Here is a 16671-nt window from a genome sequence, read left to right on the forward strand (position 1 = left end):
CGGTCGCACGCCTGATATACAGATAAGTCCTGATCACGATGGCCCTACTGCAGATCGCCGAACCCGGCCAAAGTCCTCAACCGCACCAGCGTCGTCTGGCTGTGGGGATCGACTTGGGCACTACCAATTCGTTGGTCGCTGCATTGCGCAGTGGTCTTTCCGAGCCTCTGGCCGACGCTGACGGGCAGGTCATCCTGCCGTCTGCCGTGCGCTATCACGCCGACCGCGTCGAAGTCGGCGAGTCGGCCAAACTGGCTGCCGCTACCGATCCTTTGAACACCGTGCTGTCGGTCAAGCGCTTGATGGGTCGTGGTCTGTCCGACGTCAAGCAATTGGGCGAGCAATTGCCGTACCGCTTTGTCGGCGGCGAGTCGCACATGCCGTTCATCGACACCATCCAGGGGCCGAAAAGTCCGGTTGAAGTCTCCGCCGATATCCTGAAAGTGCTGCGTCAGCGCGCCGAAGAGACGTTGGGTGGCGAGCTGGTGGGTGCGGTGATCACCGTTCCGGCCTATTTCGACGATGCTCAGCGTCAAGCCACCAAGGACGCGGCCAAGCTGGCCGGCCTGAACGTGCTGCGTTTGCTCAATGAACCGACCGCTGCCGCTGTGGCTTACGGACTGGATCAGCACGCTGAAGGCCTGGTCGCGATTTATGACCTGGGCGGCGGCACCTTCGATATTTCGATTCTGCGTCTGACCGGCGGTGTGTTTGAAGTTTTGGCGACCGGTGGCGACAGTGCCCTGGGCGGCGATGACTTTGACCACGCCATTGCTGGCTGGATCATCGAGAGCGCCGGTTTGTCCGCCGACCTCGATCCAGGTGCGCAACGCAATCTGCTGCAAACCGCCTGCGCGGCCAAAGAAGCGCTGACCAATGCCTCGGCTGTTGAAGTCGCTTATGGCGACTGGAAAGCCCAGCTGACCCGTGAAGCCTTCAATGCACTGATCGAACCGATGGTGGCTCGCAGCCTGAAAGCCTGCCGCCGCGCAGTGCGCGATTCCGGCGTCGAGCTGGAAGAAGTGCACGCCGTGGTCATGGTCGGCGGTTCGACCCGTGTCCCTCGCGTTCGCGAAGCGGTCGCTGAAGCCTTTGGTCGTGAGCCGTTGACTGAAATCGACCCGGATCAAGTGGTGGCCATCGGTGCCGCGATCCAGGCCGATACCCTGGCCGGCAACAAGCGCGATGGCGATGAGTTGCTGTTGCTTGATGTGATTCCGTTGTCCTTGGGGCTGGAAACCATGGGCGGCCTGATGGAGAAGGTGATTCCGCGCAACACCACCATCCCCGTCGCTCGTGCCCAGGACTTCACCACTTATAAAGATGGTCAGTCGGCCATGGCGATTCACGTGTTGCAGGGTGAGCGTGAGCTGATCAGCGACTGCCGCTCCCTGGCGCGCTTCGAGTTGCGCGGTATCCCGTCGATGGTGGCGGGTGCAGCGAAGATTCGTGTGACCTTCCAGGTCGACGCCGACGGCTTGCTCAGCGTGTCGGCCCGTGAATTGGGTTCGGGCGTTGAAGCCAGCATTCAGGTCAAGCCGTCCTACGGCCTGACCGACGGCGAAATCGCCAAGATGCTCAAGGATTCGTTCCAGCACGCCAATGACGACAAGGTCGCCCGCGTACTGCGTGAGCAGCAGGTCGATGCCCAGCGCCTGATCGAGGCGGTGCAAGCCGCCCTCGAGGCTGACGGCGAGCGTTTGCTCGACGCCGAAGAGCGCATGGTTATCGAGCTGCAGATGCAGGAACTGACCGAACTGATGAAAGGTACCGATGGTTACGCCATCGAGCAGCAGACCAAGCGTCTGTCGCAAGTGACCGATGCCTTTGCTGCCCGCCGCCTGGACTCGACGGTGAAAGCCGCGCTGGCGGGGCGCAACCTGAATGAAATCGAGGATAACTGATGCCGCAGGTCATTTTTCTGCCCCACGAGAAGTTCTGCCCGGAAGGCATGGTTGTCGAGGCTGAGCCCGGCATCTCCATTCTCGAGCTGGCCCATGAGCACCACATCGAGATGGAAAGTGCCTGTGGCGGCGTTTGCGCCTGCACCACTTGTCACTGCATCGTTCGAGAAGGGTTTGATTCGCTGGAAGAAGCGGATGAACTGGAAGAAGATTTCCTCGATCGTGCCTGGGGTCTGGAAGCTCAATCGCGTCTGGCCTGCCAGGCGATCGTCGGGACCGAAGACCTGACCATCGAGATTCCGAAATACTCGCTCAACCACGCCGCCGAAGCGCCGCACTGATTCAAGGGAACTGTCATGAGCCTGAAATGGGTTGATGTGCTGGAAATCGCGATCCAGCTGACTGAGTCAAAGCCGGATGTAGACCCGCGTTACGTGAACTTCGTCGATCTGCACCAATGGGTGCTGGCGTTGCCGGAGTTCAGCGATGATCCGACACGCGGTGGCGAGAAGGTGCTTGAAGCCATTCAGGCCGCCTGGATCGAAGAAGCAGACTGATTCTGCACCGTACGCAGTTAGGCAATACCCAAGAACCCGCGTATAATTCGCGGGTTTAATTTTTCACAAATTACCGTTTCTGGAGTTACACCATGGCTGTTCAACGTACTTTCTCCATCATCAAGCCTGACGCTGTTGCAAAAAACGTCATCGGCGAGATCACCACTCGTTTCGAAAAAGCAGGCCTGCGCGTTGTAGCTTCGAAACTGAAGCAACTGTCCAAAGCCGAAGCTGAAGGCTTCTACGCTGAGCACAGCGCTCGTGGTTTCTTCAACGACCTGGTTGCTTTCATGATCTCCGGTCCGGTTGTCGTTCAGGTTCTGGAAGGCGAAAACGCTATCGCTCTGAACCGTGAGCTGATGGGCGCTACCAACCCTAAAGAAGCTGCTGCCGGCACCATCCGTGCTGACTTCGCTGATTCCATCGACGCCAACGCTGTACACGGCTCGGACTCCGAAGCCGCTGCTGCTCGCGAAATCTCGTACTTCTTCGCAGCTACTGAAGTAACCACTCGCTAAGCATTGGCTTAAGAGTGAAGGTGAATCCATGACTACATCGACTGTAAAAACCAACCTGCTGGGTCTGACTCAACAGGAAATGGAAAAATTCTTCGACTCAATCGGGGAGAAGCGTTTCCGTGCCGGTCAGGTAATGAAATGGATTCACCACCTTGGCGTCGATGATTTCGACGCCATGACGAATGTCAGCAAGGCCTTGCGCGACAAGCTCAAGGCTATTGCCGAAGTTCGCGGTCCTGAGGTCGTCAGCGAGGACATTTCCACCGACGGCACCCGTAAGTGGGTGGTGCGCGTGGCGTCCGGCAGCTGCGTCGAGACCGTTTACATTCCCCAGGGCAAACGCGGCACTCTGTGCGTTTCGTCCCAGGCAGGCTGTGCCCTGGATTGCAGTTTCTGCTCCACCGGCAAGCAAGGTTTCAACAGCAACCTCACCGCCGCCGAAGTTATCGGTCAGGTGTGGATTGCCAATAAATCGTTCGGCAGCATCCCGGCGACCGCCGACCGTGCCATCACCAACGTGGTGATGATGGGCATGGGCGAGCCGTTGCTGAACTTCGACAACGTCGTTGCGGCCATGCATCTGATGATGGACGACCTGGGCTACGGCATTTCCAAGCGCCGTGTAACCCTGTCGACCTCCGGCGTGGTGCCGATGATCGATGAGCTGTCCAAGCACATCGACGTCTCCCTGGCGTTGTCCCTGCACGCACCGAACGACGCATTGCGTAACCAATTGGTGCCGATCAACAAGAAGTATCCGCTTAAGATGCTGCTCGAGTCGTGCCAGCGCTACATGTCGTCCCTGGGCGAAAAACGCGTGCTGACCATCGAGTACACCTTGCTCAAGGACATCAACGACAAGGTCGAACATGCCGTTGAGATGATCGAGTTGCTCAAGAACATCCCATGCAAGATCAACCTGATTCCGTTCAACCCGTTCCCGCATTCCGGTTACGAGCGCCCGAGCAACAACGCGATTCGCCGGTTCCAGGATCAGCTTCACCATGCAGGCTTCAATGTCACCGTACGCACCACCCGCGGTGAAGACATCGATGCCGCGTGTGGCCAATTGGTAGGGCAGGTGCTGGATCGCACCCGTCGCAGCGAACGTTATATCGCCGTGCGCGAGTTGAGCGCCGACAACGATATGGCGCAAAACGCCGCGAAATAAATCAAGAGAGGATCTCTATGTCCCTGCGCTTCGCGCTGCTTGTGCTGTTGGCCAGTCTTTGTACTGGCTGCGTTCTGTCGGGCGATTTCAACCCGATGAAGACCAGCAAGGGCCGCGATGAAGCGCGTGTCGCCTATGTGCAACTGGGTTTGGGCTACTTGCAGCAGGGCATGACCGAACGCGCCAAGGTCCCGTTGAAAAAGGCCTTGGAACTGGACAGCTCGGACCCCGACGCCAACGCCGCTTTGGGGCTGGTGTTTCAGGCGGAGATGGAGCCGGAGCTGGCGGACGAGCACTTTCGCAAGGCGCTGTCCTCCCGGTCCAACGATGCACGCATCCTGAATAACTACGGCAGTTTTCTTTTCGAGCAGAAACGTTACAAAGAGGCGTACGAGCGCTTCGAACAAGCCGCCGCCGATACCCTGTATCCTGAGCGTTCACGGGTGTTCGAGAACCTGGGCATGACCGCTTCCAAGCTTGGCCAGCGTGATCTGGCCCGGCAGCAACTGGAAAAAGCCCTGCGTTTGAACCGTCAACAACCCCGTGCATTGCTGGAAATGGCTGAGTTGTCTTACGAAGACAGGCATTATGTGCCCGCACGTGACTATTACGACCGTTTTAGCCTGCTCACCGAGCAAAATGCACGTAGTCTATTGCTCGGCGTTCGTCTGGCAAAAGTGTTCGAAGATCGCGACAAGGCCGCCAGTTTTGGCCTGCAACTAAAACGACTCTATCCCGGTACGCCGGAATATCAGCAATACCTGTCGGAGCAATGATGAAAGCGGCGCATCCTGAAGTTGTAGCGGCGAATCGCGTTAACCCCGGTGAGACTTTGCGCCAGGCCCGCGAAAGCAATGGCTGGTCGCTGGCCGAAGTGGCCCTCAAGCTCAACCTCACCGTTAACTCCCTTAGCAATCTTGAAGCCGGCGCTTTCGACAAGCTGCCTGGGCATACTTTTGCCCGCGGTTATATTCGCGCGTACGCCAAATTGCTGGGCATGGACCAGACCGTTCTGGTTCAGCAGTTCGACCAATCCACCGGCACCGACTCCCAGGGTAGCAATGTCCACAGCCTGGGTCGCATCGAAGAACCGGTTCGGGTTTCCCACACCATTTTGCGAATCGTCAGCCTGTTGCTGCTGATCGCGGTGATCGGCGGTGGTTTTGTCTGGTGGCAGGATCAGACCTCTTTGCGCACCAAAGACCAGGTCAGCCTGAGCCCGGAACACGTTGAAGTCGAAGGCGCCGATGGCACCACCCAGATCCATCCGCTGGACGAGCCGGAAGACCAGGCTGTCGCGGAAGGTCAGGCAGAAGGCACGACGTCGCTGGCATTGCCGCAAGCCGAAAGCTCGACTGAAGAACCGGCTGAAGCCGAAGCCACTGCGCCTGCTGCCGCTCCAGCTGCACCGGCGGCCCCAGCGCCTGCCGCACCGACACACAGCGCCGCGCCGGTTGTCGCGACGCCGGTAGCGCCAGCCCCGACGGCACCTGTGGTATCGACCCCGCCAGCGAGCGCTTCGGTCACGCCGACCATTCCCGCACCGGCAGCGGCTGCTCCAGCTGCCGGCCAGGGTCAGGTTCAATTGCAATTCACTGCTGATTGCTGGACCCAGGTTACCGACGGCACTGGCAAAGTGCTGCTGAGTGGTCTCAAGCGTAAAGGCGAAAACGTTACCGTCAGCGGCAAGCCGCCGTTTGCCGTGCGTCTGGGCTTCGCCCGTGGCGCGCAGGTCAGCTACAACGGGCAGGTGGTCGATGTCGCTCCGTTCACCAGTGGCGAGACTGCTCGCCTGAAGTTGGGTCAATAAGTCATGCAAGGCGAATCTCCAATCAAGCGTCGCGAATCCCGGAAAATCTGGGTCGGTAACGTGCCTGTTGGCGGCGATGCGCCCATCGCTGTGCAGAGCATGACCAACAGCGACACCAATGACGTCGCCGCCACCGTGGCCCAGATCAATCGTCTGGAAGCCGCTGGTGTCGATATCGTGCGGGTTTCGGTGCCGGACATGGACGCCGCCGAAGCCTTCGGCAAGATCAAGCAACTGGTCAAAGTGCCGCTGGTGGCCGACATTCACTTCGACTACAAGATCGCGCTGCGCGTCGCCGAACTGGGCGTTGACTGCCTGCGGATCAACCCGGGCAACATCGGTCGTGAAGACCGCGTGCGCGCGGTGGTCGATGCCGCCCGTGATCGCGGGATTCCGATCCGCATCGGCGTCAACGCCGGCTCCCTGGAAAAAGACCTGCAAAAGAAATACGGCGAGCCGACCCCGGCCGCGCTGGTCGAGTCTGCCCTGCGTCACGTCGAGCACCTTGAACGCCTGAACTTCCAGGACTTCAAGGTCAGCGTGAAAGCCTCCGACGTGTTCATGGCCGTCGCCGCTTACCGCCTGCTGGCCAAGGAAATCGTCCAGCCGCTGCATCTGGGGATTACCGAAGCCGGTGGTTTGCGTTCCGGCACGGTGAAATCTGCCGTAGGCCTCGGTATGCTGCTCGCCGAAGGTATTGGCGATACTATCCGCATCTCGTTGGCGGCCGACCCGGTCGAGGAAGTGAAAGTCGGCTACGACATTCTCAAATCCCTGCACCTGCGTTCCCGTGGCATCAACTTCATCGCCTGCCCGAGCTGCTCGCGGCAGAACTTCGATGTGGTCAAGACCATGAACGAGCTGGAAGGGCGCCTCGAAGACCTGCTGGTGCCGCTGGATGTCGCGGTGATCGGTTGCGTGGTCAACGGGCCGGGCGAAGCCAAGGAAGCCCATATCGGCTTGACCGGCGGCACGCCAAACCTGATTTACATCGACGGCAAGCCGTCGCAGAAACTGACGAATGACAATCTGGTGGATGAGCTCGAACGCTTGATCCGCCAGAAAGCGGCCGAAAAGGTCGAAGCCGACGCGGCAGTCATCGCCCGCGGTTGAGTCGAACGAATTTAAGGATTGATAGTGAGCAAGTCTCTGCAAGCCATACGTGGCATGAACGACATCCTGCCCGAACAGACTCCCCTGTGGCGTCATTTCGAGGGCACCGTTTCGCGTCTGCTGGATAACTACGGTTACAAGCAGATCCGCATGCCGATCGTCGAGTTCACCGAGCTGTTCAAGCGCTCGATCGGCGAAGTGACCGACATCGTCGAAAAAGAGATGTACACCTTCGAAGACCGCAACGGCGATTCGCTGACCCTGCGCCCAGAAGGCACGGCGGCCTGCGTGCGTGCGGTGCTCGAGCACGGCATCACCGGCGGTGGCCAGGTGCAGAAACTCTGGTACATCGGCCCGATGTTCCGCCATGAACGTCCGCAGAAAGGCCGCTATCGCCAGTTCCACCAGATCGGTGTCGAGGTGTTCAACCTCGACGGTCCGGACATCGACGCCGAGCTGATCGTGCTGACCTGGCGCCTGTGGGGCGAGCTGGGCATCCGTGATGCGGTCAAGCTCGAGCTCAACAGCCTGGGCACCAGCGAATCCCGTGGTCGTTATCGCGAAGCGCTGGTCGAGTTCCTGTCCGCTCACCTGGACAAGCTCGACGAAGACAGCCAGCGTCGTCTGAAGACCAACCCGCTACGGGTTCTGGACACCAAGAACGCCGACACTCAAGCGATCCTGGTCGACGCGCCGAAAATGGCCGACTACCTCGACGACGAATCCCGCGTGCACTTCGAGGGCCTCAAGGCTCGCCTGGACGCTGCCGGCATTCCCTATGTGATCAACCCGAAGCTGGTCCGCGGGCTGGATTACTACAGCAAGACCGTTTTCGAATGGGTCACCGACAAGTTGGGCGCTCAAGGCACTGTATGTGCCGGCGGTCGTTACGACGGTCTGGTGGAGCAGATGGGCGGCAAGCCGACCCCGGGCGTAGGTTTCGCCATGGGCATCGAGCGCCTCGTGCTGCTGCTGGAAACCCTGGAGCAGATCCCGGAAGAGATCTCCCGCCAGGTCGACGTTTATCTTTGCGCATTCGGCGAGGCTGCCGAGTTGGCTGCGCTGACGTTGAGCGAGAAGGTTCGCGATCAATTGCCCAACCTGCGCCTGCAGATCAATGCCGGCGCCGGCAGCTTCAAAAGCCAGTTCAAGAAGGCCGACAAGAGCGGTGCGCTGTACGCGCTGATCCTCGGTGACGACGAAATGGCCCAGCAAGTGGTAGGTTTCAAACCCCTGCGTGGCCAGGGCGAACAACAAAGCATTGCCTGGGATGCGCTTGCTGCACACCTGGCCACCTGCGTCGTGCAGGGTTGAAGCTGTCAAACAGCCGATTTAGCGATTAAGGAGTATTGGGGTGTCGAGTACCGAAGACGAACAACTGGCGGATTTTAAGGACTGGTGGTCACGCAACGGCAAGCCCCTGGTCACTGGCGGCCTGTTGGCGCTGGTCATCGTGTTCGGCTGGCAGGCCTATCACAAGTATCAGAGCAATCAGTCGCAAAGCGCCTCGATTCTCTATCAGCAATTGCTCGAAACCACGCTGACGCCTGACGGCAAGCCTGACGCCGCCCGTGTTTCGGACCTGGCCGGCAAGCTCAACAGCGAGTTTGGCGGCACCGCCTACGCGCAGTACGGCAGCCTGTTCGTGGCGAAAGTCGCGGTCGACAGCGGCAAGCTGGACGACGCCGCCACCGAACTGAAAGCCATCGTTGCCAAACCGGCCAACCCGGCACTGGGCGAAATCGCCCGTCAGCGCCTGGCGCAGGTACTGGCTGCGCAGAACAAGGCCGATGAAGCCCTGAAACTGCTCGAAGGCGATGCCGATAAAGCATTCCTCGCCACTCGCGAAGAACTCAAGGGCGACCTGCTGGTGCAGTTGGGTCGTACTGATGAAGCGAACGCTGCGTATCAAAAAGCCAAGGCGGCACTGTCGGATGAAGCGGCAGTCGGTGGCCTACAAATCAAGCTGGACGATCTGGCCAAAGGGGATGCGTGACGTGATCCGTTGGAAACATGCAGCATTGCTGGCTCTGGCCGTATTGGCCGCGGGTTGCAGCAGCAACAGCAAAAAAGAATTGCCGCCTGCCGAGCTGGTCGACTTCAAAGAAGAAGTGGTCCTGCAAAAGCAGTGGAGTCGTTCGATCGGTGACGGTCAGGGCGAAACCTACAACATGCTGGTTCCGGCGATCGATGGCGATACCATCTATGCCGCCGACGTCACTGGTGTGGTGATGGCGATGGATCGCAGCAATGGCGACGTCAAATGGAAGAAAGACCTCGAACTGCCTGTTTCCGGCGCCGTTGGCGTAGGTTACGGCTTGCTCGTGATCGGTACGACCAAGGGCGAAATCGTTGCGATGGACGCCACCAACGGTGAAGAGAAATGGCGCGCTCGCGTGTCCAGCGAAGTCCTCGCGCCGCCGGCCAACAACGGTGACGTGGTGGTGGTTCAGACTCAGGACGACCGTTTGATCGGTCTGGATGCCGCTACCGGTAACCAGCGCTGGTTGTATGACAGCACGCCTGCCGTCCTGACCCTGCGCGGCACCAGTGCACCGATCGTCACCAACCGCCTCGCGGTGGCTGGCCTGTCGACCGGTAAAGTGGTTGCGCTCGATATCTCCAACGGCGTGCCGGTGTGGGAACAGCGGGTAGCGATTCCACAAGGTCGTTCGGAACTGGAACGCGTTGTCGATATCGACGGTGGCTTGCTGCTGTCCGGCGGTACGCTGTACGTCGCCAGCTATCAGGGTCGCGTTGCGGCACTGGACCTGGAAAGCGGTCGTCAACTCTGGCAGCGTGATGCTTCCAGCTATGCGGGCGTGGCCCAGGGTTTCGGCACTGTTTATGTGAGCCTGTCTTCGGGCACGGTTGAAGGCGTCGACGAGCGTTCCACCACGGCTTTGTGGAGCAACGATTCGCTGGCTCGCCGTCAACTGTCGGCTCCGGAAGTGTTCTCCAGCTATGTTGCAGTCGGTGACATGGAAGGTTACGTGCACCTGCTGAGCCAGGTGGACGGTCGCTTCGTCGGCCGCGAGCGCATCGACAGCGACGGCCTGCGTGCCCGTCCGCTGGTGGTGGGTGACACGATTTATCTGTATGGCAACAGCGGCAAACTGGAAGCCCTGACCATCAAGTAACAACTATGCTTGGGGTTAACACCCCAGGCTGCTTCACTTGTGGGTATGAATGTGGGAGCGAGCCTGCTCGCGATGGACGTCGACGATTACGTTGGCGACCTGAATAGACGCGGTGTCTTTGCGTTTTTCGCGAGCAAGCTCGCTCCTGCAGAAACACACACAGTGATTGCCCCGAGCACCAGCCGCTGCCTCGCAGCGGCTTTTGTATTTTCTGAAATAACGAAGTGGAGAGCCGCATGGTTCCCGTAATCGCCCTGGTGGGCCGACCGAACGTCGGCAAGTCCACCTTGTTCAACCGCCTGACCAGGACTCGCGACGCCATCGTCGGCGACTTGTCCGGTCTGACCCGTGATCGCCAATACGGTGAGGCCAAGTGGCAAGGGCGTTCCTACATTCTGGTCGACACCGGCGGTATCTCCGGTGACGAGCACGGTATGGACGAAAAAATGGCCGAGCAGTCGCTGCTGGCCATTGAAGAAGCCGATGTCGTTCTGTTCCTGGTAGATGCCAAGGCCGGTTTCACCGCCGCCGACCAGATGATCGCCGAGCATTTGCGCAAACGTAACAAGCGTTCCTACGTGGTTGCCAACAAGGTCGACAACATCGACCCTGAAATGGCCCGCGCCGAGTTCGCCCCGTTGGGCATGGGCCACGCGATCCCTATCGCCGGTGCTCATGGTCGTGGCATCACCCAGATGCTGGAAATCGCCCTGAGCGACTTCCCGAAAGACGAAGAAGAACCGGAAGACGGCGAAGAAGAAATCGTTGCCGAAGGCGAGGAAGCCAAGCGCATTCCTGGCCCGAGCGAAAAAGACGGGATCAAGATCGCGATCATCGGTCGCCCGAACGTCGGCAAGTCGACCCTGGTCAACCGCATGCTCGGTGAAGACCGCGTAATCGTGTATGACCAACCCGGCACTACCCGCGACAGTATCTACATCCCGTTCGAGCGCAACGACGAGAAGTACACGCTGATCGACACCGCCGGTGTGCGCAAGCGCGGCAAGATCCACGAGGAAGTCGAAAAGTTCTCCGTGGTCAAAACCCTGCAGGCGATCAAAGACGCCAACGTGGTGATCTTCGTGATGGACGCCCGCGAAGGCGTGGTGGACCACGACCTGAACCTGCTGGGTTTCGCCATTGAATCGGGTCGTGCGCTGGTCATCGCGATCAACAAGTGGGACGGCATGACGCCGAGCGAGCGTGACTTCGTGAAGGTCGAGCTGCAACGTCGACTGTTCTTCGTTGACTACGCCGACATCCACTTCATCTCGGCCCTGCACGGCACTGGCGTGGGCAACCTGTATGCCTCCGTACAGAACTCGTTCAAGTCTGCGGTCACCCGCTGGCCGACCAACCGCCTGACCCAGATCCTGGAAGATGCGGTCGGTGAACACGCGCCGCCGATGGTCAACAACCGCCGGATCAAGCTGCGTTATGCCCACTTGGGTGGCGCGAACCCGCCGATCATCGTGATTCACGGTAACCAGATCGAGAAGGTGCCGAAGTCTTACGTCCGTTATCTGGAAAACACTTACCGTCGTGTCTTGAAACTGGTCGGTACGCCGATCCGCATCGAGTTCAAGGGCGGGGAGAACCCGTACGAAGGCAACAAGAACTCGCTCACCGACCGTCAGGTCAACAAGAAGCGTCGCTTGATGTCGCACCACAAGAAAGCCGACAAGAAGCGCCGCGACAAGCGTTGATGCTTTTGTAGGAGCCGGCTTGCTGGCGATGGCATCACCGCGGTTTATATGAAATACCGCAGTGATGCCATCGCCAGCAAGCCGGCTCCTACAGGGGGACGGCAGTAAAAAGGGCGCTCACCAGAGCGCCCTTTTTTTATGGGCGCCGTTTGGGCTATCCTCGGGCTCTCCCGCGCCGCCGTTAGAGCCGGGTGTAGAGCAGGGAATCACCGATGATCACCAGTAAGCTGCCGAATGTCGGCATCACTATCTTCACGCAGATGTCTCAGCTCGCGGCGCAAACCGGGGCGATCAACCTGTCCCAGGGTTTTCCCGATTTCGATGCACCGCAGGCCCTGTGCGATGCGGTCGGTCGGCATGTTGCCAATGGCCACAACCAGTATTCGCCGATGACGGGCCTGCCGGCGCTGCGCCAGCAAGTGGCGGCGAAGATCGCTCGCAGCTACGGCATCAATGTCGATGCCGACAACGAAGTGACCATCACGCCCGGCGCCACCCAGGCGATCTTCTGCGCGATTCAGGCGGTTATCCACAGCGGCGACGAAGTGATCGTGTTCGATCCGTGCTACGACAGTTACGAGCCGTCGGTTGAACTGGCCGGTGGTCGTTGCGTGCATGTGCAGCTCGGGCTGAATGACTTCTCCATCGACTTCCAGAAACTGGCGGAGGCCATTACGCCGCGCACGCGGATGATTGTGCTGAACACCCCGCACAACCCGAGTGGCGCACTGATCAGCCGTGCCGAGCTGGATCAGTTGGCGGATCTGATTCGTGATCGCGATATCTACCTCGTCAGCGACGAAGTCTACGAACACCTGGTGTTCGACGGTGTGCCTCACGTCAGTGTGCTGAATCACGAAGAGCTGTATCAGCGTGCCTTTGTGGTCAGTTCGTTTGGCAAGACCTATCACGTCACCGGCTGGAAAACCGGTTATGTGGTCGCACCGCCGGCCCTGACGGCGGAATTGCGCAAGGTTCACCAGTACGTCAGTTTCTGCGGCGTGACGCCGCTGCAATTTGCCTTGGCCGATTTCATGGCTGAGCACCCGGAGCATGTCGAAGAGCTGCCGGCTTTTTATCAGGCCAAGCGCGACCTGTTCTGCGACCTTCTGACGCCATCGCGCTTCAGTTTCACCCGCGTGACCGGCACCTATTTCCAGTTGGTCGATTACTCGCAGATCCGACCGGACCTCAACGACGTCGAGATGGCGCTGTGGATGACCCGCGAACACGGCGTGGCGAGCATCCCGATCTCGGTGTTCTACCAGACACCGCCCGAAGGCCAGCGCCTGGTGCGTCTGTGCTTTGCCAAGCGTGAGGAGACCCTGCGTGAAGCAGCGGCAAAACTATGCGTGATCTGAGTGCACTGCCCAACCTGAACATTGCGCTGGTCCAGACCACCCTGGCCTGGCACGACCGCCAAGCCAATCTGGAGCATTTTGAGCAACTGCTGGAACAGGCTCGCGGCGCTGACCTGATCATCCTGCCGGAGATGTTCACCACGGGTTTCTCCATGGAATCCGAGACGCTCGCCGAACCGGAAAATGGTCCGACCAGCAAATGGCTGCGCGCACGGGCTGCGCAACTCGATGCCGTGATCACCGGCAGCATCATCGTTCAGGCCGCCGACGGCAGTCATCGCAATCGCCTGTTGTGGGCACGGCCGGACGGTGAAGTCTGGCACTACGACAAACGTCACTTGTTCCGCATGGCGGGCGAGCACAATCACTACACACCAGGTGAGCGCCAGGTGCAGTTCGAGCTCAAAGGCTGGCGTGTGCGGCCGCTGATTTGCTACGACTTGCGTTTTCCGGTGTGGAGCCGCGATGCCCAGGACACTGACCTGTTGCTGTACACCGCGAATTGGCCAGGTGCGCGGCGTCAGCACTGGAACCGTTTGCTGCCGGCGCGGGCGATCGAAAACCTGTGTTATGTGGCGGCGGTGAATCGCATCGGGACTGACGGAAAAGGTTTCGCGTATACCGGCGACAGTCAGGTGCTGGATTTTCAGGGCGAGACGTTGCTCAGTGCCGGCGAAGCCGATGGCGTATTTCAGGTGGTTTTGAATGCCGCCGACCTTCAGGCTTATCGCACGCGTTTCCCGGCGAATCTGGATGCTGACACCTTCGAGTTCACTTGATCGGCTGGCTGTTAACGATTCTGGGTGCGGATTTTTCCAGGCAGGCCGATAGGAAGGTCAGCCCAGGAGTAGTGAGCCATGATCAACGTGAGCACCATTACCATTAACTCGTACGCCGTGTCCTCGCCGAACAGCAAGCTCAACTGGCCAGTGCTCAGAAGAGCCAGGACAACGAGCAAAAGGCGCAGCAGGTGATGGAAATCCAGGTCGAGATCGCCGTGACCAGCAGCAACTTGCAGGTGCTGCAGGCGGCGTTGTTGCAGGCGATGTTTAGCGTTGATACCCATGCCTGAAATCTGTATTGCCTGACAAGGCCTCTTCGCGAGCAAGCCCGCTCCCACATTGGAGTTGTGTTCACACCGGTCAAATGTGGGAGCGGGCTTGCTCGCGAAGAGGCCCTGTCAGGCAGCACAAAAACAGCAGGCAAACAAAAAGGCCCCGAGGTTCGCACCTTGGGGCCTTTTGCATTTCAGCGAACGCTTACGCCGCTTTCGCTTCCGGCTGGCTCAACGAGCGGTTCAGCGCACTGAACAGAGCCTTGAAGCTGGCGGTGGTGATGTTTTCATCGATGCCGACGCCATGCACTGCACGTTCACCGTTCACACGCAGCTCGATGTAGGCCGCTGCCTTGGCGTTGGTGCCCGCGCCGATCGCGTGTTCGTTGTAGTCCATGATCTCCACCGGAATCGGCAGACCGGCCACCAGCGCTTCCAGCGCACCGTTGCCCTTGCCGCGCCAGTGCAGGTTGGTTTCGCCCTGGCCTTTGCCGGAGACTTCCACTTCGACGGCGCTGTGACCGTTCTCTTCCTGCAGGCGATGGCTGACCAGCGCGTACGGGGTGTTGGCCTGCAAGTACTCGCTGTGCAACAACGCGTGGATCTGCTGGGCGGTCATTTCGAGGCCCAGGCGATCGGTTTCACGCTGCACGACCTGGCTGAACTCGATCTGCATGCGACGCGGCAAGCTGATGCCGTATTCCTGTTCCAGCAGGTAAGCGATACCGCCCTTGCCCGACTGGCTGTTGACGCGGATCACCGCCTCGTAGCTGCGGCCGATGTCGGCCGGGTCGATCGGCAAGTACGGCACTTCCCACAGGGCGTCCGGTTTCTGCTGGGCGAAGCCCTTGCGGATGGCGTCCTGGTGCGAGCCGGAGAACGCGGTGTGAACCAGGTCGCCGACGTACGGGTGACGCGGGTGCACCTGAATCTGGTTGCATTCTTCGACGACTTTGCGCACGCCGTCGATGTCGGAGAAGTCCAGCTCCGGGTGAATGCCCTGGGTGTACAGGTTCAGTGCCACGGTCACGAGATCGACGTTACCGGTACGCTCGCCGTTGCCGAACAGGCAGCCTTCGACACGGTCTGCGCCGGCCATCAGGCCCAGCTCGGTGGCGGCCACGCCGGTGCCACGGTCGTTGTGGGTGTGCAGGCTGATGATCACGCTGTCACGACGGTTGATGTGACGACCGAACCATTCGATCTGGTCGGCATAGATGTTCGGGGTCGCGCATTCGACGGTGGCCGGCAGGTTGAGGATCATCTTGTGCTCGGGCGTCGGGTTCCAGACTTCGATCACCGCGTCGCAGACTTCCTTGGCGAACTCCAGTTCGGTGGCGCTGAAGGTTTCCGGTGAGTACTCGAAGGTCCACTGGGTTTCCGGTTGCTGGGCGGCATATTTGACGAACAGCTTGGCCGCGCTCACGGCGATTTCCTTGATCCCGTCCTTGTCCTGGTTGAAGACAATGCGGCGGAAGGAAGGGGAGGTCGCGTTGTACAGGTGAACGATGGCTTTCTTCGCCCCGCGCAAGGATTCGAAGGTACGTGCGATCAGGTCTTCACGGCCCTGTGTCAGCACCTGAATGGTGGTGTCGTCCGGGATGTGGTTGCCTTCGATCAGGGTGCGCACGAAGTCGAAGTCGGTTTGCGAAGCAGCCGGGAACGAGGCTTCGATTTCTTTCACGCCGACCTGCACCAGGGTTTTCCAGAAACGCAGCTTCTTGACCGCGTCCATCGGCTCGATCAGCGACTGGTTGCCATCGCGAAGGTCGGAGCTGCACCAGATCGGCGCTGCGGTAATGGTCTTCGACGGCCAGGTGCGGTCCGGGATGTCGATGGTCGGGAACGCGCGGTATTTCGAAGACGGGTCTTTGAGCATGCTCATCGGGAAATCCTTATTGTGTGGGCCGAAAAAAGGCGGCCTGCCGGTAGATCAAATGTTCTTGGGAAAAGCGTAAGACGAGGCGTCGCGATTCAGCCCGGCAGTCGTGCGCTGACGAGGCACAGGCTGCGGTGCTGGCGAAGCTGAATGAGGGTGTGAGAGGTTTTCATGCCTTCAACCCTAACCGCGAGGGTGAAGGATGGCAAGCAGTCGAAAAAAATTGAGAGGAATACTCGAATGGGGAGATTTATCGAGATTTTATTGCGGTGAAAGGGAGTGATGTTGTGGATGTTTGCGCGAGGTTTGAGGGATGCGCAATTGCGGAGTCTGGGTACAGGGCTGAGATAGGTCGCGTCCTCGATGCTGTCTTCGCGAGCAAGCCCGCTCCCACATTTGATCGGAGCGAGCCCCGCCGAAATTCTAATGTGGGAGCGGGCTTGCTCGCGAAGAGGACA

General features: G+C 59.6%; 15 protein-coding genes and 1 pseudogene. 15 read left to right on the top strand and 1 reads right to left on the bottom strand.

All coding sequences use genetic code 11. The features are described 5' to 3' along the window. Positions 1-38: 38 nt before the first annotated feature. The 15 genes and pseudogenes from hscA to PMI01S_RS32250 all read left to right on the top strand — a co-directional run. On the top strand, positions 39-1904 hold the full coding sequence (gene hscA / locus PMI01S_RS15050) for a Fe-S protein assembly chaperone HscA (protein WP_084320779.1): 1866 nt from the start codon (positions 39-41) through the stop codon (positions 1902-1904). Continuing rightward, positions 1904-2245, top strand: a complete 342-nt coding sequence (gene fdx, locus PMI01S_RS15055) for an ISC system 2Fe-2S type ferredoxin (protein ID WP_007903596.1) — start codon at positions 1904-1906, stop codon at positions 2243-2245. The genes hscA and fdx overlap by 1 nt, the downstream gene beginning before the upstream one ends. A 15-nt stretch (positions 2246-2260) precedes the next feature. Further along, on the top strand, positions 2261-2461 hold the full coding sequence (gene iscX / locus PMI01S_RS15060; RefSeq protein ID WP_084320780.1) for a Fe-S cluster assembly protein IscX: 201 nt from the start codon (positions 2261-2263) through the stop codon (positions 2459-2461). Between the two features lie 92 nt (positions 2462-2553). After that, on the top strand, positions 2554-2979 hold the full coding sequence (gene ndk, locus PMI01S_RS15065; protein WP_007903599.1) for a nucleoside-diphosphate kinase: 426 nt from the start codon (positions 2554-2556) through the stop codon (positions 2977-2979). Positions 2980-3007: 28 nt separating this feature from the next. Then, positions 3008-4150 (top strand): dual-specificity RNA methyltransferase RlmN, encoded by a 1143-nt coding sequence (gene rlmN / locus PMI01S_RS15070; protein ID WP_084320781.1) that lies wholly within the window; start codon positions 3008-3010, stop codon positions 4148-4150. Positions 4151-4167: 17 nt separating this feature from the next. Then, positions 4168-4926, top strand: coding sequence for a type IV pilus biogenesis/stability protein PilW (gene pilW / locus PMI01S_RS15075; RefSeq protein ID WP_084320782.1), 759 nt, complete (start codon positions 4168-4170; stop codon positions 4924-4926). Continuing rightward, the gene (locus PMI01S_RS15080; RefSeq protein ID WP_084320783.1) at positions 4926-5960 is read left to right on the top strand and encodes a RodZ domain-containing protein; all 1035 of its coding nucleotides are present in this window, start codon (positions 4926-4928) and stop codon (positions 5958-5960) included. The genes pilW and PMI01S_RS15080 overlap by 1 nt, the downstream gene beginning before the upstream one ends. A 3-nt stretch (positions 5961-5963) precedes the next feature. Beyond that, positions 5964-7073 carry a flavodoxin-dependent (E)-4-hydroxy-3-methylbut-2-enyl-diphosphate synthase gene (ispG, locus tag PMI01S_RS15085; RefSeq protein ID WP_084320784.1) on the top strand — a complete coding sequence of 370 codons (1110 nt, stop codon included), beginning with the start codon at positions 5964-5966 and terminating at the stop codon, positions 7071-7073. 24 nt (positions 7074-7097) lie between these two features. Continuing rightward, positions 7098-8387 carry a histidine--tRNA ligase gene (hisS, locus tag PMI01S_RS15090; RefSeq protein ID WP_008042422.1) on the top strand — a complete coding sequence of 430 codons (1290 nt, stop codon included), beginning with the start codon at positions 7098-7100 and terminating at the stop codon, positions 8385-8387. A 40-nt stretch (positions 8388-8427) separates the two neighbouring features. Next, positions 8428-9069: a tetratricopeptide repeat protein gene (locus PMI01S_RS15095; RefSeq protein WP_017340311.1), complete on the top strand. Its 642-nt coding sequence runs from the start codon at positions 8428-8430 to the stop codon at positions 9067-9069. Continuing rightward, the gene (gene bamB, locus PMI01S_RS15100; protein ID WP_017340310.1) at positions 9062-10213 is read left to right on the top strand and encodes an outer membrane protein assembly factor BamB; all 1152 of its coding nucleotides are present in this window, start codon (positions 9062-9064) and stop codon (positions 10211-10213) included. Before PMI01S_RS15095 ends, bamB begins: the two co-directional genes overlap by 8 nt. 236 nt (positions 10214-10449) lie before the next feature. After that, positions 10450-11919, top strand: coding sequence for a ribosome biogenesis GTPase Der (der, locus tag PMI01S_RS15105; protein WP_017340309.1), 1470 nt, complete (start codon positions 10450-10452; stop codon positions 11917-11919). 212 nt (positions 11920-12131) lie between these two features. Beyond that, positions 12132-13280 (top strand): pyridoxal phosphate-dependent aminotransferase, encoded by a 1149-nt coding sequence (locus tag PMI01S_RS15110; RefSeq protein WP_084320785.1) that lies wholly within the window; start codon positions 12132-12134, stop codon positions 13278-13280. Then, the gene (locus tag PMI01S_RS15115) at positions 13268-14059 is read left to right on the top strand and encodes an amidohydrolase (RefSeq protein WP_084320786.1); all 792 of its coding nucleotides are present in this window, start codon (positions 13268-13270) and stop codon (positions 14057-14059) included. Before PMI01S_RS15110 ends, PMI01S_RS15115 begins: the two co-directional genes overlap by 13 nt. Before the next feature lie 113 nt (positions 14060-14172). Beyond that, positions 14173-14352, top strand: a pseudogene (locus PMI01S_RS32250) (hypothetical protein); the annotation flags it as partial. 187 nt (positions 14353-14539) lie between these two features. Here PMI01S_RS32250 and leuA read toward each other — a convergent pair. Next, a complete protein-coding gene (gene leuA, locus PMI01S_RS15125) occupies positions 14540-16219 on the bottom strand; it encodes a 2-isopropylmalate synthase (protein WP_084320787.1) in 1680 nt (559 codons plus the stop codon). Between the last annotated feature and the right edge of the window lie 452 nt (positions 16220-16671).

The sequence above is a fragment of the Pseudomonas migulae NBRC 103157 genome (assembly GCF_002091715.1).
Lineage (GTDB): Bacteria > Pseudomonadota > Gammaproteobacteria > Pseudomonadales > Pseudomonadaceae > Aquipseudomonas > Aquipseudomonas migulae_A.